Source organism: Pseudomonas sp. BIGb0164 (assembly GCF_024810135.1).
GTDB lineage: Bacteria > Pseudomonadota > Gammaproteobacteria > Pseudomonadales > Pseudomonadaceae > Aquipseudomonas.
In genome coordinates, this window is sequence record NZ_JANUEA010000001.1 from 483,263 (window position 1) to 502,061 (window position 18,799).

23 protein-coding genes and 1 pseudogene are annotated in these 18,799 nt (G+C 58.2%); 16 read left to right on the forward strand and 8 right to left on the reverse strand.

Annotation, left to right across the window (positions count from 1 at the left end; all coding sequences use genetic code 11):
• Position 1: 1 nt before the first annotated feature.
• Positions 2-934 (reverse strand): site-specific integrase, encoded by a 933-nt coding sequence (locus M2394_RS01960; protein WP_259171436.1) that lies wholly within the window; start codon positions 932-934, stop codon positions 2-4.
• A 170-nt stretch (positions 935-1,104) separates the two neighbouring features.
• Between M2394_RS01960 and M2394_RS01965 the strand changes: the two genes are divergently transcribed.
• On the forward strand, positions 1,105-2,112 hold the full coding sequence (locus M2394_RS01965) for a DNA-binding protein (RefSeq protein ID WP_259171437.1): 1,008 nt from the start codon (positions 1,105-1,107) through the stop codon (positions 2,110-2,112).
• Here M2394_RS01965 and gorA read toward each other — a convergent pair whose 3' ends face one another.
• Together gorA and galU are read right to left on the reverse strand one after the other, a co-directional pair.
• Positions 2,113-3,471, reverse strand: a complete 1,359-nt coding sequence (gene gorA / locus M2394_RS01970) for a glutathione-disulfide reductase (RefSeq protein WP_178920770.1) — start codon at positions 3,469-3,471, stop codon at positions 2,113-2,115.
• 101 nt (positions 3,472-3,572) lie between these two features.
• The gene (gene galU / locus M2394_RS01975) at positions 3,573-4,412 is read right to left on the reverse strand and encodes a UTP--glucose-1-phosphate uridylyltransferase GalU (protein ID WP_178920769.1); all 840 of its coding nucleotides are present in this window, start codon (positions 4,410-4,412) and stop codon (positions 3,573-3,575) included.
• Between the two features lie 307 nt (positions 4,413-4,719).
• On the opposite strand from galU, the gene M2394_RS01980 reads away from it, so the two are divergent.
• The 11 genes from M2394_RS01980 (at position 4,720) to M2394_RS02030 (ending at position 13,548) form a co-directional block, all read left to right on the forward strand.
• Positions 4,720-4,905, forward strand: coding sequence for a hypothetical protein (locus tag M2394_RS01980; RefSeq protein ID WP_029294643.1), 186 nt, complete (start codon positions 4,720-4,722; stop codon positions 4,903-4,905).
• A gap of 528 nt (positions 4,906-5,433) precedes the next feature.
• Positions 5,434-5,955, forward strand: coding sequence for a fimbrial protein (locus tag M2394_RS01985; protein WP_259171438.1), 522 nt, complete (start codon positions 5,434-5,436; stop codon positions 5,953-5,955).
• 50 nt (positions 5,956-6,005) lie between these two features.
• Positions 6,006-6,557 (forward strand): fimbrial protein, encoded by a 552-nt coding sequence (locus M2394_RS01990; RefSeq protein WP_259171439.1) that lies wholly within the window; start codon positions 6,006-6,008, stop codon positions 6,555-6,557.
• Positions 6,558-6,576: 19 nt separating this feature from the next.
• The gene (locus M2394_RS01995; RefSeq protein WP_259171440.1) at positions 6,577-9,186 is read left to right on the forward strand and encodes an outer membrane usher protein; all 2,610 of its coding nucleotides are present in this window, start codon (positions 6,577-6,579) and stop codon (positions 9,184-9,186) included.
• The gene (locus tag M2394_RS02000; RefSeq protein WP_178920761.1) at positions 9,183-9,944 is read left to right on the forward strand and encodes a fimbria/pilus periplasmic chaperone; all 762 of its coding nucleotides are present in this window, start codon (positions 9,183-9,185) and stop codon (positions 9,942-9,944) included. Before M2394_RS01995 ends, M2394_RS02000 begins: the two co-directional genes overlap by 4 nt.
• Positions 9,945-9,965: 21 nt before the next feature.
• Complete coding sequence (locus M2394_RS02005) at positions 9,966-10,544, forward strand: fimbrial protein (protein WP_178920759.1); 579 nt, start codon at positions 9,966-9,968, stop codon at positions 10,542-10,544.
• Positions 10,545-10,554: 10 nt separating this feature from the next.
• Positions 10,555-11,049 carry a fimbrial protein gene (locus M2394_RS02010; RefSeq protein WP_178920757.1) on the forward strand — a complete coding sequence of 165 codons (495 nt, stop codon included), beginning with the start codon at positions 10,555-10,557 and terminating at the stop codon, positions 11,047-11,049.
• A gap of 13 nt (positions 11,050-11,062) precedes the next feature.
• The gene (locus M2394_RS02015) at positions 11,063-11,542 is read left to right on the forward strand and encodes a fimbrial protein (protein ID WP_178920755.1); all 480 of its coding nucleotides are present in this window, start codon (positions 11,063-11,065) and stop codon (positions 11,540-11,542) included.
• An 11-nt stretch (positions 11,543-11,553) separates the two neighbouring features.
• On the forward strand, positions 11,554-12,102 hold the full coding sequence (locus M2394_RS02020) for a fimbrial protein (protein WP_178920754.1): 549 nt from the start codon (positions 11,554-11,556) through the stop codon (positions 12,100-12,102).
• A 71-nt stretch (positions 12,103-12,173) separates the two neighbouring features.
• On the forward strand, positions 12,174-13,130 hold the full coding sequence (locus M2394_RS02025; protein WP_259171441.1) for a fimbrial protein: 957 nt from the start codon (positions 12,174-12,176) through the stop codon (positions 13,128-13,130).
• A gap of 133 nt (positions 13,131-13,263) precedes the next feature.
• Entirely contained in the window at positions 13,264-13,548 is a 285-nt protein-coding gene (locus M2394_RS02030; protein WP_178920750.1) for a hypothetical protein, read from the forward strand.
• A gap of 9 nt (positions 13,549-13,557) precedes the next feature.
• Here M2394_RS02030 and M2394_RS02035 read toward each other — a convergent pair whose 3' ends face one another.
• The 4 genes and pseudogenes from M2394_RS02035 to M2394_RS02050 all read right to left on the reverse strand — a co-directional run bounded on the left by M2394_RS02035 (position 13,558) and on the right by M2394_RS02050 (position 15,823).
• On the reverse strand, positions 13,558-13,788 hold the full coding sequence (locus tag M2394_RS02035; RefSeq protein WP_178920748.1) for a hypothetical protein: 231 nt from the start codon (positions 13,786-13,788) through the stop codon (positions 13,558-13,560).
• A gap of 78 nt (positions 13,789-13,866) precedes the next feature.
• The gene (locus tag M2394_RS02040) at positions 13,867-14,721 is read right to left on the reverse strand and encodes a c-type cytochrome (RefSeq protein ID WP_405046547.1); all 855 of its coding nucleotides are present in this window, start codon (positions 14,719-14,721) and stop codon (positions 13,867-13,869) included.
• Between the two features lie 68 nt (positions 14,722-14,789).
• Positions 14,790-15,248: pseudogene (locus tag M2394_RS02045) on the reverse strand (c-type cytochrome); the annotation flags it as partial.
• A gap of 224 nt (positions 15,249-15,472) precedes the next feature.
• The gene (locus M2394_RS02050) at positions 15,473-15,823 is read right to left on the reverse strand and encodes a hypothetical protein (RefSeq protein WP_176996021.1); all 351 of its coding nucleotides are present in this window, start codon (positions 15,821-15,823) and stop codon (positions 15,473-15,475) included.
• Between the two features lie 213 nt (positions 15,824-16,036).
• Here M2394_RS02050 and M2394_RS02055 point away from each other — a divergent pair, with 213 nt between their 5' ends.
• From M2394_RS02055 to ada, 4 genes are all read left to right on the forward strand, one after another.
• Positions 16,037-16,339, forward strand: a complete 303-nt coding sequence (locus tag M2394_RS02055) for a DUF1883 domain-containing protein (RefSeq protein ID WP_003191319.1) — start codon at positions 16,037-16,039, stop codon at positions 16,337-16,339.
• Between the two features lie 25 nt (positions 16,340-16,364).
• Positions 16,365-16,532: a hypothetical protein gene (locus M2394_RS02060; RefSeq protein WP_178920746.1), complete on the forward strand. Its 168-nt coding sequence runs from the start codon at positions 16,365-16,367 to the stop codon at positions 16,530-16,532.
• A 3-nt stretch (positions 16,533-16,535) separates the two neighbouring features.
• Positions 16,536-17,201 (forward strand): DNA oxidative demethylase AlkB, encoded by a 666-nt coding sequence (alkB, locus tag M2394_RS02065; protein WP_259171443.1) that lies wholly within the window; start codon positions 16,536-16,538, stop codon positions 17,199-17,201.
• Positions 17,202-17,278: 77 nt separating this feature from the next.
• Positions 17,279-18,331: a bifunctional DNA-binding transcriptional regulator/O6-methylguanine-DNA methyltransferase Ada gene (gene ada / locus M2394_RS02070; RefSeq protein ID WP_178920742.1), complete on the forward strand. Its 1,053-nt coding sequence runs from the start codon at positions 17,279-17,281 to the stop codon at positions 18,329-18,331.
• On the opposite strand, the gene M2394_RS02075 is transcribed toward ada, so the two are convergent.
• Complete coding sequence (locus M2394_RS02075; protein WP_259171444.1) at positions 18,328-18,789, reverse strand: GyrI-like domain-containing protein; 462 nt, start codon at positions 18,787-18,789, stop codon at positions 18,328-18,330. The two genes, ada and M2394_RS02075, sit on opposite strands and share 4 nt — an antisense overlap.
• Positions 18,790-18,799: the final 10 nt, after the last annotated feature.

Genomic DNA, 18,799 nt, shown 5'->3' on the forward strand with positions numbered 1-18,799 from the left:
CTCAAATCAGCGGTTGGGTGGCCAACGTCATGCCGAGAAAGGGCGTCGCTTCAACATAGCGCATGGCGGATTTCATGTCGTTCCAACCGACGTAACTCATCAGCGACTTCAGGTCCCAGCCGCTACGGTGGGCCCAGGTGGCGAAGCCGCGACGCAGTGAGTGACTGGTGTAGTGATCCGCAGGAATACCCGCTCGCTCCAGGGCCTGACGCAACAGTGGAATCACGCTGTTGGGATGCAACCCCTCCTCGCCCAGGTTGCCCCAGCGATCAATCGCACGGAATACCGGGCCGCGCACCAGTGCAGAGGTGCTGAGCCACTCGCTGTAGGCCTGCACCGGGCAAAGCCGCAACAGCGCCGGCGTCTGATAAGTCTTGCCGAGGTTGTCACGGTCACTCTTGCTGCGCGGCAGGTACAGGCTGATGCCAGCCCCGGGCATAGCTTGAACGTGCTGGATTTCCAGGCGACAGAGCTCATCGCTACGAAACCCGCGCCAGAACCCCAGCAGGATCAGTGCTGTGTCGCGCTTGGCGCGAAGCAAGCCAGGCATGTCCTGGGCATCACTCGCCGCCTTAGCTTCGGCCTCTAAAGAGGCAACCACCTGCTCCAGATGCTTGAGCTGCAGAGGCTCAGCCTGCTTTTCCCGCGCAGGGTGCACAGCACGAATCCCTTTGAACACCTTACGCACCATTGGCGCCTTGGTCGGGTCTGGAAACCCCTGGCTGGTGTGCCACTGCGCCAATGCTGACAGCCGCAACTTCAACGTGTTGACCGCCAGCACGCCAGCGTGGGCGACCAGATAACGCGCCACGCTGTCGCTGGTGGCCGGCAGGAAACCGCCCCAGCTCACTTCAAAATGCTCGATGGCCGCACGGTAGCTGCGGCGGGTGTTGTCGCGGGTGGCCGCGTTTAGGTAACGATCCAGATCGCTCATGAGGGGCCTATTCGTACTGCCATTGGGCGCTGCGTGCGCAAAAGCACGCCTGACACGGGATAATACGCCAATATCCCATCTGTTAAATCATGATTTTTAACATTTTTTTATTGATGATATAGTATGTAAATACATACCACATACCACACTATCAAATCGACGGAGACCCCATGGCGCGCGGCGGCATCAACAAAGCAGTGGTTCAAACGGCCCGCCTGGCCATCCTGGCCCGTGGCGAGAACCCCAGCATCGACGCAGTACGCATCGAAATGGGCAACACCGGCTCGAAAACCACGATTCATCGCTATCTGAAAGAACTGGACGACAGCGAAACCCGCCTGACCATCACCGAGGCGCCCATCGACGACGAGCTTGGCGAACTGGTGGCGCGGCTGGCCCAACGCCTAAAAGAAAAAGCCCAGGAGCCCATCGACCTGGCCCTGGCGCAATTCGAGCAACAGAAAACTGCCCTGCTCGCCCAGCTGGAAACCCTGGAAGAAGCCCACGGCCAACTCAAGCAGCAATTCGATATTCAAGCCTCCGCCCTGGCCGAGGAAAGCGCTGCCCTGCAAACCACCACCGCCAGCCTGCAGACCGAGCAGACCCGCAATGCCGGGCTGAGCCAGGCCTGCAGCGACTATGAGTTGCGGATCAACGACAAGGACGAGCAGATTCGCTCACTGGAAGAAAAGCATCTGCACGCCCGGGACGCGCTTGAGCATTACCGCAACGCAATCAAGGATCAACGCGAGCAGGAGCAGCGCCGCCATGAGGGGCAACTGCAACAGGTCCAGACGGAGCTGCGCCAGGCCCAGCAGAGCGCATTGGTGCGCCAGGACGAAATCACGCAGTTGCACCGCGACAACGAGCGACTGCTGATCGAGCACCGCGTGACCGCGAAAGAATTGACTGCACTGCAGGAACAAACCCGAAAAGACCAGGCCCTGCAGCTCAAGTTGAGCGAACAGGTCAGCCAGATCGACAGCGAACGCACGCTGCTTCAGGAACGCTTGCGCGTTGCCGTGCTGGAAAGTCAGTCGCGCCAGGAGTCGCTTGCAACTCACCAACAGGCAAACAAAGCGCTGGAACTGGACCTGATCAAGGCCCAGGCCAGTATCGAGGCATTGCGTCTGGCCGCCGTCGTTGCAACGGCGCCAGAGCAGACACCGCCAGCCTGATCAGCCGGCCACAGGCGTGCGCATAGTGACGAACTCTTCCGCCGCCGTCGGGTGCACGCCGATGGTTTCATCGAAATGCCGCTTGGTCGCGCCCGCCTTGAGCGCGATCGCCAGGCCCTGCACGATCTCGCCGGCGTCGGGGCCGACCATGTGGCAACCCAGCACCTTGTCGGTGTCAGCGTCCACCACCAGCTTCATCAAGGTTTTTTCCTGGCAGTCGGTCAAGGTCAGCTTCATCGGCCGGAAGCGGCTTTCGAAGACCTGCACATTATGGCCGTTCTTCTTCGCCTCTTCTTCGGTCAAGCCCACGGTGCCGATGTTCGGCAAGCTGAACACCGCCGTCGGAATCATGGCGTAATCCACTGGGCGGTACTGCTCGGGCTTGAACAGGCGACGCGCTACGGCCATGCCTTCGGCCAAGGCAACCGGCGTCAACTGCACGCGACCAATCACATCACCGATGGCCAGGATCGACGACTCGGCGGTCTGGTACAGGTCATCCACTTCAACGAAGCCGCGCTTGTCCAATTTGACGCCGGTGTTTTCCAGCCCAAGGTTATCCAGCATCGGGCGACGGCCGGTGGCGTAAAACACGCAATCGGCTTCCAGTACACGACCGTCCTTGAGAGTGGCCTTGAGGCTGCCGTCCGCTTGCTTGTCGATGCGCTCGATGTCTGCGTTGAATTGCAGGTCCAGGCCCCGCTTGGTCAGCTCTTCCTTCAGGTGCGTGCGCACCGAGCCATCAAAGCCGCGCAGGAACAGATCGCCGCGATACAACAGCGAGGTCTGCGCGCCCAGCCCGTGGAAAATGCCGGCGAACTCGACGGCAATGTAGCCGCCCCCCACCACCAGCACGCGTTTTGGCAGCTCTTTCAGGAAGAACGCTTCGTTGGAGCCGATGGCGTGCTCGCGCCCCGGAATTTCCGGGATCTGTGGCCAGCCGCCGGTGGCAATCAAGATGTGCTTGGCAGTGAAGCGCTCACCGTTGATTTCCACCTGATGCGGGTCCACCAGCCGCGCATGACCTTCATGCAAGGTCACGCCACTGTTGACCAGCAGGTTGCGGTAGATGCCATTGAGGCGGTTGATTTCGCGGTCCTTGTTGGCGATCAGGGTTGCCCAATCAAAGTTCGCCTCACCCAACGACCAGCCAAACCCGCTGGCTTGTTCAAAGTCTTCGGCAAAATGCGCGCCGTACACCAACAGTTTTTTCGGCACGCAACCGACGTTTACGCACGTACCGCCCAGGTAGCGGCTCTCGGCTACCGCCACCTTGGCACCAAAGCCCGCAGCAAAGCGTGCAGCACGAACACCGCCAGAACCGGCGCCAATTACATACAGGTCAAAATCGTAGGCCATTTCACTCTCCTCGGCAGGCCATCAGCATACCGACTTACGTGGGGCTGAAAAACGAAAAAGCCACCCGAAGGTGGCTTTTTACTTGGCGGGGCTGACTGAACTCAGTAGGCCTTGCCGGTCTTGTAGAAATGCTCGAAGCAGAAGTTGGTCGCCTCAATGTAGCCTTCGGCGCCACCGCAGTCGAAACGCTGGCCTTTGAACTTGTAGGCAATCACGCAGCCGTCTTTGGCTTGCTTCAACAGGGCGTCGGTGATCTGGATTTCGCCGCCTTTGCCTGGCTCGGTTTCTTCGATCAGCTTGAAGATGTCCGGGGTCAGGATGTAGCGACCAATGATCGCCAGGTTCGACGGAGCATCTTCCGGCGCTGGCTTCTCAACCATGTCACGTACGCGGATCAGGCCATCGCCGATTTCGTCGCCGGCGATCACGCCGTACTTGTTGGTTTCCGAAGGGTCCACTTCCTGGACCGCAACGATGGTGCAACGGTACTTTTTGTACAGGTCGACCATCTGCTCCAGCACGCCCTTGCCGTCCAGGTTGACGCACAGGTCATCCGCCAATACCACGGCGAATGGTTCATCACCGATCAGCGGGCGGCCGGTCAGGATCGCGTGGCCCAGGCCTTTCATCTGGGTCTGGCGAGTGTAGGAGAACGAGCACTCGTCCAGCAGACGACGGATGCCGACCAGGTATTTTTCCTTGTCGGTGCCCTTGATCTGGTTTTCCAGCTCGTAGCTGATGTCGAAGTGGTCTTCCAGCGCGCGCTTACCACGGCCGGTCACGATGGAGATTTCGTTCAGGCCGGCATCCAGTGCCTCTTCGACGCCGTACTGAATCAGTGGCTTGTTCACCACCGGCAGCATCTCTTTGGGCATGGCTTTGGTCGCTGGCAAGAAGCGAGTGCCGTAACCGGCTGCTGGGAACAAGCATTTCTTGATCATATAAGTCCTTACTAAAGGGCTGTGCGTACGGAATTCGGCGCAGTCTAATCAGGCCGCAGTCACCTTACAATGGGTCCTGCTGGCGTTGCGATGTCATCATAGAGAAAAAATGTCGGCGTAAGTTCCGCAGATCCTACGAAGAGCTTCACTGGCGGCATGGCAAAACAAGCCTTTGCCCCCTTGCTTAAAGGGCTGCAACCGTTTTACCACGCTTTTGACCATACGACACTGACCTGCAACAACTTGCGCGGCCCGAGGCCATTTGGCGCTATCATGGACCGCTTGAACCAGACCACGAGATTGACAGATGTCCGAACCAAAAGGCGTAAACGGCTACTTGATCACGAAGCGAGCAGACGGCTGGCACCTGATCAACTTCCACGGCGACAGCGTTGCCGGTGCTTTCGCAACCGAAAGCCAAGCGATTGCAGTGGCTGAAGTGTTCGTGGACGAAGCAGGCCACGCGTCGAGCAAACGACCTAAGGGCAAGTAAGCTTATCAAGCCACACAGAAAGCCCCGTTGATCGGGGCTTTTTTGTGCGCGCGCGTTTTTAGCCACCCTCAACCTTACTTGCCCAACACCGCACTATTCGTTGAGATGAATGCATACCCCCCCTATTGCATTCACAAAGCTGTAATACCATTCCTACAACTAACACACCACGTAAACCCCGCTCAACAATCGTCGTGTAGTTAATATCCTACAGCCGAAACTCTAGTTTTGGCAAATAGCCATAATCCACCTACATATTCCGATACATCTAGACTACGCAACTAAACGAATCCAGCGACTTACTTTTTAAAGTACGGCCCTGACAATCACCTGACTTCGGAAAAAGCCTGAACAGGCAATACAACTAGTTGGAAAATTTAAAACTTTCCACGTTCAAGTCGAGGGCGGGCCCGAAGCATTAATACCAGCGTCGCAATGGCATCGACCATTGCTGTATGCCTGGAAAGTCCTGCACGCAACTGCGTTGGGATTGACTGATGACATTCACTAATAGATGGGTCTTTGCAAATGAAAACTGAAATGAAAACTGCGCTGTTGTCTCTCGGGCTGTTGATGGGATCGATGCCTGCCGTTCAAGCGGCGGATGGAACCGTTACGTTTTACGGCTCGGTTCACTCTGGCGCCTGTTCTATCAAGCCTGAATCCGTAGATCAATCAGTTAACTTGGGGGCCATCGCAAAGCATCAACTGCAAGCCGGAGGCAAATCCAGCGCCCGGCCTGTACGCATTGAACTTGAAGGCTGCGACCTGACTGGCCTTACCGACAACACTGTGACGACCACCTTTACAGCGGCGCCATCGACCGTGGTGCCTGGTGCGATCGGCACCGTCGGGGGCGCGGGCAACATTGGCATCATGATGACCCATGGTGGCGCGCCTATCGACCTGGGTACACCGACCCGCCCGCAGGCCATTGTCGCCGGTGATAACACCCTGGAATTCGGTGCCTATGTGCAGGGTGCAGCCACGGGCGACATCGTCCCCGGTGATTTCAGCGCCGTCACCAATTTCACCCTGGCTTATCAGTGAATATTCCCCCCGCCACCACAGTGGCGGGGGGCAACTGGCGGGAGATAACGGTGAAAACATTCAAAAACCTCGCTATTACCAGCTCACTGATGATGTCCATCGGACAAGTACTTGCCCAAGGTCAAGGCGACGGGGTTGTGACATTGGGCGGAGAGATCATTGATTCTGCCTGCGGGCTGGAACTGTCCAGTGTCGATCAGACAATCGAAATGCCTCCGGAGCCCATCGGCCGGCTGTTGCGAAATACGCTGGGCGCACCACACCCCTTTCAACTGCGCCTGGTCAACTGTTCATTGACACGCCCCGATCCGAATCGCCCAGGCGCAACGCTGCCCGACTGGGAACATCTGCGGGTAACGTTTGATGGAGCCCCCGACAGGGATGGCCGCTCCTTTGCTGCCACAGGCCTGTCCCAAGGCGTGGCGTTTCATATTTGGGATTCCACAGGCCAGGAGAGTGTCCCGGGCGAGCGCATGGCCCCGCATCCCTTGAATGAGGGTGACATGACACTGAACTACACGCTTCGTCTGGTCGGCAACGGGTTGCAGTTATTGCCCGGCGCGCACAGTGCCGCAGTGCGATTCAGGCTGGAATACTTTTGAACATTGATGGGTTGCTTTCATGCTGAATGCATCGAAGATAAAAAATACATTACGCCCAAGTTTAGTATTTGGCGGCTTGATATCCATGGCTGGGACTGCACTGGGCGCTGGGGATATCGAATTTAATACCGACGTTCTTGATCTCAGTGATCGCTCCAACATTGACTTGTCGCAATTTGCACGTAAAGGATTCATTCTGCCGGGCACGTACTCAATGACCGTACAGATTAACAACCAACCTATATCAGAACAGTCCGTCGCGTTTTACCCACCCGACGATGATCCTAAAGGGAGCCAGGCCTGCTTATCGCAAAACATTATTGAGCAATTGGGTTTGAAATCTTCAATCATTGAAAAACTCAATGGGTGGAAACAGGGTGAGTGCCTGGATATTCAGGAGCTGCCCGGAACGGAAGTCAATGGTGACCTGGCAACGTCCACACTCAACATTAATTTGCCCCACGCTTATCTTGAATACAGCGACATTAATTGGGACCCCCCTTCTCGCTGGGACGAAGGGGTGCCTGGCCTGCTGATTGACTACAACATGACGGCGCAGACCGGCCACCAGAAGAATGACGGGACCCGCACCAACTTCAGTGGTAACGGAACGGTGGGGGCCAATGCCGGTGCGTGGCGTTTGCGGGCTGACTGGCAGGGCCGTGTCGACCCTGACCGTGCGGACTCGTCCGAGCGTCGTCAGCGCCTGGAGTGGAGCCGTTACTACGCCTATCGCGCCATCCCGCAATTGCAGGCCCGGCTGATTGTGGGTGAAAACTACCTGTATTCGGATCTGTTCGACAGCTTCCGCTTCACCGGTGCCGCACTCAATTCGGATGAGAGCCAGTTGCCGCCTAACTTGCGTGGTTATGCGCCTGAGGTGGTGGGCGTGGCCAAAACCAACGCCAAGGTCATTGTCAGCCAACAAGGCCGCGTGCTGTATGAAACGCTGGTTGCAGCAGGTCCTTTTCGCATCCAGGACCTCAATGATGCAGTGACCGGTCGGCTGGATGTGCGGGTAGAAGAGCAGGATGGCTCGGTACAGACGTTCCAGTTCGATACGGCTGGGGTGCCATACCTCACGCGCCCAGGGCATATTCGCTACAAAGTGGCGACGGGGCGTCCGTCCAATCTGCACTACGGCGCCGAGGGTGACTTTTTCGGCACGGGTGAATTTTCGTGGGGGGTCAGTAACGGCTGGTCGCTGTATGGCGGCGGTATCACGGATAACAACTACGGCGCATTGTCTGCCGGGGTCGGCCGCGACTTGCTGGCCTTCGGTGCGCTCTCGCTGGATGTCACTCAATCTCGTGCGCAAGTATGGGGTGAGTCGCTCTCGGGCAAATCGTACCGCCTTCAATATTCCAAGCATTTCGAGGAGTACGACAGCCAAGTCACCTTTGCCGGGTATCGATTTTCCGAGAAGAACTACCTGAGCATGAGCGAATACCTGGACGCTCGTCATTACGGCATGAATGGCGAACTCGCCGGGCGCGACGCCAACGGCGACCTTCTGAAAAGCTGGAGGCCGATCGGTGATAGCAAGGCGTTGTATACCGCAACGGTGAACAAGCAGTTTCGTGACCTAGGGGCCACGGTGTACGCCAGCTACAACAAACAAACCTACTGGGGGCGCTCGGCCACTCAGCGTTGGAACCTGTCGGCATCTCGCTACTTCAATGTCGGTACCGTCAAAAACCTGAATGTATCCCTGAACCTTCATCGCACCCAGGACTACAACTACAAGGACAACGGTGTTTCGTTGGCGATCAGCCTGCCGTTCGGGCCCACCGGCACGCTGTCGATGGACGCCAGCCGAGTCTCAGGCAAGAACAGCCTCGGCACGCGCTATAACGATCGCCTGGATGAACGCAACAGTTACCAGATCAGCGCCAACGACAAGTCCGTCAGTGGCTACTTGAATCATGTCGGCAATTTGGCTGACGTTGACCTGGCCGCAAGCAAGCAGGAAGGCGGTTACTCAACACTCAGCGTATCGGCTCGCGGCGGTGGCACGCTCACGCCCTATGGCGCAGCGCTGCATCGCACCAACAGTACAGGCGGAACCCGCCTGATGGTTGACACCGGCGGTGTACCCGATGTGCCAGTGCGCGGTTACGGCACGCCGACCCGCAGTAACGCCTTCGGCAAAGCCGTGATCGTCGACGTAGCCAGCTACTTGCGCACAGCCGCCAGCGTCGACCTGGAGAGCTTGCCGAGCAATGTCGAAGCCACTCAATCCGTCACACAGCTGACGCTCACCGAAGGCGCTATCGGTTACCGGTCCCTGCCGGTGATCGCCGGTGAAAAAGCCATGGCCGTTCTTCGCCTGCCCGATGGCAGTTCACCGCCCTTTGGCGCCACCGTCAAAAACGTAAAACAACAGGACACCGGCATCGTGAACGATGGCGGCAGCGTGTACCTGAGTGGCATCCAGGCCGGCGGACAAATGGTCGTCAGTTGGGGCGGCGCCGAACGCTGCATCCTCAACCTCCCCGACGTGTTGCCCGCTGATGGCTTGAGCGATGCCCTGCAACTGGGCTGCCGGATGGTGGCCGCTGATCAATCCTTACCTGAGCCCGCGACGTTGACCGGCAAGCGTGCCGAAACGGAGAACACATCCTCATGAACCTCTACACACGTTTCACTTGTCAGGTCCTCACCTTATTGGCGCTGGGTTTGAGCCACGACGCCAACGCTGCGGTTGGCCTAGACCGCACCCGCGTGATCTTTGATGGTGGCAAAGACGCTACCAGCGTGAATATCACCAACAACAACACCCAATTGCCGTATTTGGCACAGGGGTGGATTGAGGATGAAGCGGGTAAAAAAATCACGTCCCCCCTGATCGTGTTGCCACCGGTTCAACGGTTGGAGCCGGGGAAACAAAGCCAGATGAAAGTGCAGGCCTTACCGGCCGCCAAGACATTGCCGCAGGATCGAGAGACGGTCTACTACTTCAATTTGCGGGAAATTCCTCCACGCAGTGACAAGCCCAACACCTTGCAAATCGCACTGCAGACCCGAATCAAATTGTTCTATCGGCCGCAAGCCATTACGCCGACCCAGCAAGACTTGTCCAACCCATGGCAGGAAAAGTTGACCCTTACTCGCGAAGGCGACCGCTACCAGGTGAACAACCCGACGCCCTACTACGTCACTCTGGTCGATGCGCGCAGCGCCAAGGACGGCAAAACCTTGCCCGGTTTTGAACCGCTGATGATCCCCCCAAAAGGCTCGCTGGCCCTGGGGCCAACCGTCAAGGCACTTGGCTCAACCCCGCACCTGGCCTACGTGAACGATTACGGCGGACGCCCACTGATGGCTTTTACCTGCAGTGACAACACCTGCAAGGTCAACGCGCAAGCACCTACCCCCAATGAGTAGTGCCTGGCACCGGAGAAGGTCATGAAGCTGCATAACATGAAGGTCCTGGGCGTACTCCTGCTGGCCTGTATGGGGGGGGCACACGCTCAGGAGGATGATGTCGAGGGTATGAGCGGCATGCTTAACATCAGTGGGTCCATGCATGAAACCCCTTGCAGCCTGGAAATGACATCACTGCATCAAACCATTGACCTGGGCGCCTTTTCGACCAGCCAACTGCAGCGCCCTGGCGACCAGGCCAACCCAATCGCGTTCCAGTTGCGTTTTGCCGATTGCCAACGCAAAGCCGGCGGCATCCGCAGTGAACGCACGGGGAATTTGGTGTGGAGCGCATTCCAACCGGTGGTGTCGGTGGCGTTTTATGCGCCCGCTGATACCGATGACACCCGATTGGTCAAAGTACAAGGCATCACCGGAATGGGCCTGCAACTGACCGATGCTTTAGGGCGCGATGTACAGCTTGGCTCAAGGGGGGAACCTCTGTTCCTTCCTCTGGGCAGCAATACCCAGACCTGGAAGGTCCAGCCCACGCGCACCTCCGCTCAATTAAGTAGCGGGGCATTTCGGGCCGTGGTGGATTTCAGGCTCAATTATGAGTAAGGGCAGAACGATGGCGAACTCAACCGGCCCCTGGGCCTTACTAATAGGAGGCAGCCTGCTGTGGGCGATTTGCCAGGGTGTGCAGGCCGATACCAACCTGACCATTCGCGCGGTCATCATTGCGCCTCCGCCCTGTGTGATCAACAGCGGCACCACGCTCAATGTGCCTTTCGGCAATGACCTTCTGACGTCACGGGTGGACGGCGTCAATTACCGTCGAAATGTGCCTTATACCGTCACCTGTAATTCGCCTTTCAGCAATGCGCTGACTCTGGAACTCAAGGGAACGGGAGCGGCGTTTGACGGCGCCGTGCTCGTGACCCGCAAGGCCGATCTTGGCGTAAAGCTGTACGTCAACGGTGCAGCCTGGCCGCTGAACAGGGCCGTGAATTTTACCTACCCAAACATCCCTGTCGTGCAGGCGGTGCCGGTCAAGCGTGCAGGCAGCAAATTGACCGGAGGGGCATTTGATGCAACCGCCACTCTGGTAGTCGATTATCAATGAAGAGGAATGATCAATGAGAAGCTGGCAACAGCGAGCGTTGCTCGCCTTGTGCTCCATCGGCCTGTGCGGTGGTGCATTGGCCAACCTGACGTTCAGCGGAACCTTGAACGAACCGCCGCCTTGTACCATTGATGCAGGCAATACCATTGAAATCGACTTTGGAGATGTAGGCGTAAAACGTGTCGACGGTGTGAAGTACCGCAAATCGGTTCCCTACATCATCAACTGTGGCTCGGACACCCTCCCCTGGGTGCTGAAGCTCACCGTCAACGGTACGCCCACGGCATTTGATGGCGCAGCGGTGCAGACCAACGTTCCGGCGCTGGGTATCCGGGTCTTTCAGAATAACGTGCCGTTTCCACTCAACACGCCCATGAACATTACTTTGTCGACACCGCCGACATTGGACGTCGTGCCCGTCAAACAAGCCGGTGCAACGCTGGCCCCCACACGGTTTGCAGCGGTGGCCACGCTGTTGGCTGAATACCAGTAGGAACCACGTCTATGCGATTTGAAATGGATCATAAAAAGTGGTCGTGTGCCTGGCTCGCGTTATTGATGACCTTCGGCTTGCCGGACAAGGGGTCTGCGGCAGACAACCTGAGCTTCAAGGGCAACCTGGTGGAAGAGGCTTGCACGATTCGCCCGGGTGACGATGCGATCACGCTGGAACTCTGGGACGTCACCAGCAAGCACCTCTACCTCAATACGCGCACCCAGGGTAAGGGGTTCAGGGTGCATCTGGAGAACTGCGACACCACGATTGGCGACTCGGTCACCCTCCTGCTCAGCGGTACGGAAAACACTAAGTTGCCAGGCTTGTTCGCACTCGATGGTGGCAGCGGCGCCACGGGGATTGGCCTTGGTATAGAAACCCCGGGCAATAAACCTTTACCCGTCAACACCGTCAGCGACAAACAGGTGTTGAGTACCGGCAGCAATGTGATTGAGCTCAAAGCCTATGTGCAGGGCGAACCGGATGCGATCCGGGACCAAACCATCGGGCACGGCAGATATACGGTGACGTCAACGTTTACGCTGGACTATCCGTAACAGCCCCAGACAAACCTCACCTCTCGCCGGGCGGATTTAGCCTTCCGGGGAGGGGAGCAACGAGAAATAAAATGAAACGACTATATAAAAAAAGCATGCTTCTTACGCTGCTTGGTTTGGCTCCGACTGCACAGGCCGTTGACTGCAGGGTGAATGGTGGCGCATGGCAGACGGGAAATCCCAACCTGCAAGTTCCCGTTACGGTCACGCTGACCCCAGACAAAACCAGGATCATGCTCGAAGGCGCAAGGCTGGAATGTCGATACTCACCTGGCCAGGGTCCGGCGTGGGGTCAGGACTATTGGGCAACAGGCAATAGTTCAGGCACTCCGTGGACTCCCGGCCCCAAGTTTTCCTTTGAAAGGACCGGGCTGCGAATCAATGGGACCTTCTACAACACCCCGGTCCTGAGCGGCATCCTGGTCGCGACCATGCCCAACAACGGTGGCGTTTATCCTATCAATATCACCCCCTATATTCTGATGCGTAACAGTCCGTCGAACCCTATCAATGTCCGTGTCGGGGATAATCTCGGCCTGTTACGTCTCACCAGCTCGAACAACTGGGACGCTTCGAGACCGCAACTCACTGTCACTTACACGTCGGCTAACAACTTTACTGTTTCGCCGTCAACCTGCACGATCAATAACAACAACCCGATCACGGTGGACTTCGGCACCGTCCAGCAGCGACAGATAGGCACCGACCCGCTGACGAGCCCCATCCGCAGCAACCGCAGGCTCACTTACTCGTACCCCGATGGGGGAATCACGACACCGATCACCATCACCTACAAAGGAACACCCTCGTCATTCGACACACGTCTGCTGAGTATGACGAACCCGAACGTGGGTACCGCTATGGTCCGTTCGGGGGCTGCGGTTCAGGTCAACGGCTCATTCCGGACACAGATCACCAACAGCGTGGGTGGGGATGATGTGATGTTCACCCTGGTTCGACGCAATGGGTCGCTACCCGCTGCCGGCGCCGTCAGCGGCAGTGGTGTACTGGTGATGGGCGTGCCGTAACGCCCATCAACGGAAGCTACGCAGTCGAAGGCGTTTATTCTGGAGACTGCGTATGTGGCAGATGGCTATAATCTCGCACGACCGCCCCACGACAGTGTCAGCGCCCCTCCAATACCTCGACGACGACCCCACCATGAACAAGATACTGACGCTGACTGCAGCACTGGTCCTGATGACCGGCTGCACCACCACCTCCGATACGTACCTGAAGAACGGCGAACAAGGCCTGACCATCGACTGTTCCGGCGAAGCCAACTCCTGGGCCAGTTGCTATGAAAAGGCAGATGCTTCCTGCGCCGGCACCGGTTACCGCATCGTCGGCACTGAAGGCACGCCATCGCTCAAAGAGGACGACAAGACCCTGGGCAAGGACGTGGGCAACTACAAAAGCCGCAGCGTGGTGGTGGTTTGCAAGTAAGCCATAGGGCTACAGGTGGATTTCGGCGAACTTGATGCCGAGCCCGCGCAGGGTTTCGATCAGCTCATCCAGGCGCGCAAATGATTCTACCTCGTCCTGCTCGTCCACCAAGAAGTAACTACGCCCGCCGCTCTTCTTGAAAAACACGATCCATTCACCCAGGTCAGCCGGGTTCTGGATGACATGGGTGGCTGAGATCTGGCCGTCGGCATGGCGCGCCCTGACGTGTTCACGTTTCATTAGGTTTTCCCGATTTAAAGACAAATGCCGCGCAAACCTTAAGGTTGCGCGGCATTTTTGTATGCATTACCCGACAGTTTAACGGATGCCCTGCCCGATCAGCACGCCTTCAACGGTTTGCCCGTACAGATTGACGCCGTCATTGGCGTGAAACTTCACACGGGTTTTCTCGACCGAGCCCTCTATCAACCGTGGGTCTTGCGGCCGCTCGTGGCTGTTGAGGTAGGCCGCCACGTCCCAGGCCTGCTCATCGCTCAGGCTGCCACCCTTGCCCAGCGGCATGTTGTGCTTGATGAAGGACGCCGCCGTATTGAAACGGTGCATGCCTGCGCCCCAATTGTAGGAGTCTTTACCCCACAACGGTGGCATGACGTAGCTGTCGCCACCCTTTTGTCCCTGCCCTTCGCCGCCATGGCACACCGCACACTGGTCTTTGTACACCTCGGCGCCCCGGGCCAGGCTGTAGCCTTTGGCGGGCGGCGCCACGTCCGGGTAACCTCGTCCCGGCAGCTCGACACCCAAGGGCGCCTTGCTGGCCAACCAATAGGCGTACACCGACAGCGCGGTAATTTCGGGGCTATCTGCCGCAGGCGGTGTGCCACCGTTCATGCTGAACTGGAAACAGCCTTGCAGACGATCGGCAAAGGTATTGACCTTGTCGTTCTTTTTTCGATAGGCCGGGTACATCGGATAAGCGCCCCACAGCGGTGCCCAATTGGCCAGCCGGCCCTGGTCCAGGTGGCAGTTGCTGCAGTTGAGGCCGTTGCCGACAAATTTCGGTGCCAACCGCTTGGTGTCCACAAACAAGGCGTAACCCTGCCTAACGAGCTTGCCGTAGGCGTTGTCAGGCAATTCACTTTCTTGGGGCGGCTGGAACGTAGCAGAGACAGGCGATGCGGTTGGGTGCAACTGCGACTGCGACTGGTCTTCCATGGCGACCGTCGCCGCATGCGTCGGCAGTGAAATCAGCAAGGCGAATACGGGTGCAAACCTGAAGGCCTTCATGGCTTGACCTCCTGGTGCAGCGACGCGAAATACTGCGCGCCCCCCCCCTGCACTTCTTCCGGGATCAGCGCCTTGGCGATGTGCCCCATCGGGTCATTGGGGTCATTGCGCCGCGTGCCTGCCTGCCCGGCGACCAATTGTGCGCTCAGATAGGCGGCCGGCTGACCTGCCAGCGGCGGGAATGCACTTCCCACACCGGCACCTGCAGGCCCGTGACAACTGACACACGCAGGAACTTGCCGCTCCCACGCCCCTTGCAAAGCAAGCTTTTGCGCAGCAGTACTCGGCATTTCGCTACGGTGCACGGTTGCGGATACGGGCGCAGGCATCGCCGCCAATGTTAGGCTGAGTGCAGAAATTTCCGCCTCGGTCAGGACTTTGGCCAGCGGCTGCATCACCGGATTGATGCGCTCCCCGCTGCTGAAATCTACCAACTGCTTGCGCACATACTCGGCCAAGCAACAGCAGCGCACCTCCCAGCAGAACTCGCTCAAACGAAATCATCACGACTCCATTCTTATAGTTATATGCTTAGGCCTTAAGCGCATACGCCTACAAGTGGTAGGGTAATGATCCGCTGACGATAACCGTCAAACCTCATGCATTAAAAAGCCCGGCCCCACAACAGCGGGGCCGGGCTTCTTTATCGGATGTTGGCGCATGGGTGAAACGCGGGGAATCAGCCGGAAATGCAATCCTCACCGGCTTTTTTCACGTCACCTGGGCGGATAGGTACGTTGGCCATGCTCTCGTAGAGCTTGATGCTGCTGCCGCTGGAGCGTTCTTCAATCTCGAAGATCGCCGAAGGGTCAGCCGAATACTTCTGCGGCACAATTACCTGCACACCATCCTTGTGGGGCTCGATCTGTGGTGGTCGGCGCGTCGTCGACAGTTTGCGCACGACACAGGCAGCATATTCCTGTGGTTTCTTCCCGGAAATGACCGACAGCGTCGGCGGGGTCTGCTTGATATCTGCAACCGAAGCACACCCACCTATTGCCAAGGCCAGAACCAACACACTCCACTTCATACAAAAACCTCCGATAAAGACCCTACGACAGCGGGGATGGTAATTTTCTCCCGCCCAAGTAGGATTTATCCCTGATAACTCGGTAAATAACTGTTTTAAATTGTCGAAGTCGTCGACGACGGCCCGATAATAAACGCGCTGGGGCTGATAAACTCTATCTTAACCTACGTATCATTCTGATTTTTCAGAAAAAGCCCTTCTGGAGACACCCTCATGAAATTCATCCACCAGCGTGAGCACCTCAACGAGGGAGACATTGTCGTCATCGAATGCTCGCAGACCTGTAACATCCGTTTGATGAGCGATGCGAATTTTCGCAGCTTTAAAAACGGCGGTCGCCATACCTACCACGGTGGTGCTTTCGACAAGTTCCCGGCCAAGATCACCGCACCCAGCACCGGCTTCTGGAACATCACCCTGGATGTGGTCACTCGCCGCGCCATCAGCGTTACTCGCAAACCTGCGCTGTCCCACAAGATCCGCATCGTTCGTCGCACCAGCTCCAAGCTGAGCTGATCCGAATACCCGACAGGAAATAGCCGTGAACACCACCACCAAGTACGTCATCAAATACAAACTCAACGGCGAACGCCGTTTCGAGTTCGCGCAATTGCAGAGCAACAGCGTAGAGGAAGCCAAGCAAGCCCTGGCTAAAATTCACGACGCCACTGATGAAATTACTGACATCAACGTGAGTAAGGCGCTGTAAGCCATGCCCGGCCCTACTGCCGACCTGTTCGCGGACAACGCCTTGCAACAACCCGCAGGGCGCGAACAGATTGGCGCAGAGTCCTACGTGCTCAGAGGCCACGCCCTGCCCTGGATCGATCGCCTTCTGCCTGAACTTCGCCGCATCCTGGCCCAGTCACCCTTTCGGAAAATGACCACGCCCGGTGGCTTTACCATGTCGGCGGCGCTGAGCAGTTGCGGCGAACTGGGCTGGACGACGGACACCCGCGGCTACCGTTACAGCCCGCTTGACCCACGCAGCCAGCAACCCTGGCCGGCCTTGCCCGAGGTGTTGCGCCAGCTGGCCGTGCAGGCAGCTGCTGAGGCCGGGTTCAACGATTTCGCCCCCGATGCCTGCCTGATCAACCGGTATGTGCCGGGCGCCAAGATGTCCTTGCATCAAGACAAGAACGAGCGCCTCTACGATGCCCCCGTGGTGTCCGTGTCCCTTGGCTTGCCGGCCATCTTCTTGTTCGGTGGCCATGAACGCAGCGACAAGGCCCAGAAAATCTCGCTGTTCCATGGCGATGTGGTGGTCTGGGGTGGCGTCGACCGCTTGCGTTTTCACGGCGTGATGCCGATCAAGGAAGGCATGCACCCGGTCATGGGCCCGCAACGCATCAACCTCACATTTCGCACCGCAGGCTGATTTGACCGCAAGGTTCGGAGTGTCACAGACGGCCAGCCCGGCTAACCTGCCCATGTGAACCGTCTAGAGTGCTGGCCATGAGCAACGAACAAGATCCTCGCTGGGCTGCCATTGTGGCCCGCGACCCCAAGGCCGATACGCTGTTTGTCTACGGCGTGAAAACCACTGGCGTGTATTGCCGCCCCAGCAGTGCTTCGCGCCTGCCGCGCCCAGAAAATATCGAGTTTTTCGACACCCGCGAGCAAGCCGAAGCGGCGGGCTATCGCCCCAGCAAAAGGGCTGTCGGCGATCAGACCCAAGTCGCCCTGCACCATGCCCGACTGGTCGCCGACGCGTGCCGGCTGATCGAGCAAGCCGAGACGCCCCCCGACCTGGAAACCCTGGCCAAACACGCTGGCCTGAGCCCCTTTCACTTCCACCGCGTGTTCAAGACCGTGACCGGCCTGACGCCCAAGGGCTACGCCAGCGCCCATCGCTCACGCAAAGTGCGCAACAGCCTCAAGGGCCCGCATTCGGTCACCGACGCCTTGTATGACGCCGGCTTCAATTCCAACAGCCGCTTTTATGAGTCTGCCGACCAACTGCTCGGCATGAAACCCAGCGATTACCGGGCCGGCGGCACCAACAACGAAATCCTGTTTGCCGTGGGCCAATGTTCACTGGGTGCGATTCTGGTGGCGCAGAGCATGCGCGGCGTGTGCGCGATCCTGCTGGGGGATGATCCGGACAAACTGGTGCGCGACCTGCAGGACCAATTTCCCAAGGCCGAGCTGGTGGGAGCTGACCCACACTTTGAGCAAGTGATCGCCCAGGTCGTTGGCTTTATTGAAGCGCCCGCACTGGGGCTGGACTTGCCACTGGACCTGCGCGGTACAGCCTTTCAAGAACGGGTATGGCAAGCGCTGCGCACCATTCCGGTGGGCAGCACTGCCAGTTACGCGCAAATCGCCCAGCAAATCGGCGCGCCCAAGTCCTTTCGAGCCGTAGCCCAGGCCTGTGGCGCGAACAGCCTGGCGGTCGCCATTCCCTGCCACCGCGTGGTGCGCAGTAATGGGGACCTGTCGGGCTACCGCTGGGGCGTGGAGCGCAAGCGGCAGCTGCTGGAACGGGAAAGCCCGTCCGAAGCCTAGCGAATGCCGATATGGATGAACGCCAGGTCCGGGCCCTGATAAGCCTCAAAGTCCGTGACAAACGCACGGGCCGGCACGTCAGGTTGCTCGAAATACGCCCAGATCTGCTGCCAGGCGGCGATGATCGCCTGGGGCATTGGCCCGCGTGCTTCAAATACCAGGTAGTTTCCCGGCTCAATAACCAGGCTTTCAAAACCCAGGGCGGGCGCATCCGTCGCCACGCCCGCCGTCACATCAAACAGGCCACTGGCATCGGATTCATAGCCGCTGTAAACCCCGTAGACCGGTGAGCCCGGTTGTTTGGCGGGGATCCCCTCGTACAACCCTTCACTGTAAAACCGCTGCCACATCGGGCCGATTTTTGCGCTCGCGGCCTGCGACTCATCGGCGTTGCGTGTGCGAACCTTCAGACCCGACACGGTGAATGCTGCCTTCAGTTGTTCCTTGGTGACGTGCAAAGCCTTCTCC

Bases quoted from the DNA above. Each gene is read 5' to 3' on its own strand.
- alkB (WP_259171443.1), top strand. From the start codon at position 16,536: ATGCCCGGCCCTACTGCCGACCTGTTCGCGGACAACGCCTTGCAACAA.
- M2394_RS01985 (WP_259171438.1), top strand. From the start codon at position 5,434: ATGAAAACTGAAATGAAAACTGCGCTGTTGTCTCTCGGGCTGTTGATG.
- M2394_RS02055 (WP_003191319.1), top strand. From the start codon at position 16,037: ATGAAATTCATCCACCAGCGTGAGCACCTCAACGAGGGAGACATTGTC.
- M2394_RS02010 (WP_178920757.1), top strand. From the start codon at position 10,555: ATGGCGAACTCAACCGGCCCCTGGGCCTTACTAATAGGAGGCAGCCTG.
- M2394_RS02025 (WP_259171441.1), top strand. From the start codon at position 12,174: ATGAAACGACTATATAAAAAAAGCATGCTTCTTACGCTGCTTGGTTTG.
- M2394_RS02005 (WP_178920759.1), top strand. From the start codon at position 9,966: ATGAAGCTGCATAACATGAAGGTCCTGGGCGTACTCCTGCTGGCCTGT.
- gorA (WP_178920770.1), bottom strand. From the start codon at position 3,471: ATGGCCTACGATTTTGACCTGTATGTAATTGGCGCCGGTTCTGGCGGT.
- M2394_RS01980 (WP_029294643.1), top strand. From the start codon at position 4,720: ATGTCCGAACCAAAAGGCGTAAACGGCTACTTGATCACGAAGCGAGCA.
- galU (WP_178920769.1), bottom strand. From the start codon at position 4,412: ATGATCAAGAAATGCTTGTTCCCAGCAGCCGGTTACGGCACTCGCTTC.
- ada (WP_178920742.1), top strand. From the start codon at position 17,279: ATGAGCAACGAACAAGATCCTCGCTGGGCTGCCATTGTGGCCCGCGAC.
- M2394_RS02050 (WP_176996021.1), bottom strand. From the start codon at position 15,823: ATGAAGTGGAGTGTGTTGGTTCTGGCCTTGGCAATAGGTGGGTGTGCT.
- M2394_RS02020 (WP_178920754.1), top strand. From the start codon at position 11,554: ATGCGATTTGAAATGGATCATAAAAAGTGGTCGTGTGCCTGGCTCGCG.
- M2394_RS01960 (WP_259171436.1), bottom strand. From the start codon at position 934: ATGAGCGATCTGGATCGTTACCTAAACGCGGCCACCCGCGACAACACC.
- M2394_RS02015 (WP_178920755.1), top strand. From the start codon at position 11,063: ATGAGAAGCTGGCAACAGCGAGCGTTGCTCGCCTTGTGCTCCATCGGC.
- M2394_RS01995 (WP_259171440.1), top strand. From the start codon at position 6,577: ATGCTGAATGCATCGAAGATAAAAAATACATTACGCCCAAGTTTAGTA.
- M2394_RS02035 (WP_178920748.1), bottom strand. From the start codon at position 13,788: ATGAAACGTGAACACGTCAGGGCGCGCCATGCCGACGGCCAGATCTCA.
- M2394_RS02000 (WP_178920761.1), top strand. From the start codon at position 9,183: ATGAACCTCTACACACGTTTCACTTGTCAGGTCCTCACCTTATTGGCG.
- M2394_RS02030 (WP_178920750.1), top strand. From the start codon at position 13,264: ATGAACAAGATACTGACGCTGACTGCAGCACTGGTCCTGATGACCGGC.
- M2394_RS02040 (WP_405046547.1), bottom strand. From the start codon at position 14,721: ATGGAAGACCAGTCGCAGTCGCAGTTGCACCCAACCGCATCGCCTGTC.
- M2394_RS01965 (WP_259171437.1), top strand. From the start codon at position 1,105: ATGGCGCGCGGCGGCATCAACAAAGCAGTGGTTCAAACGGCCCGCCTG.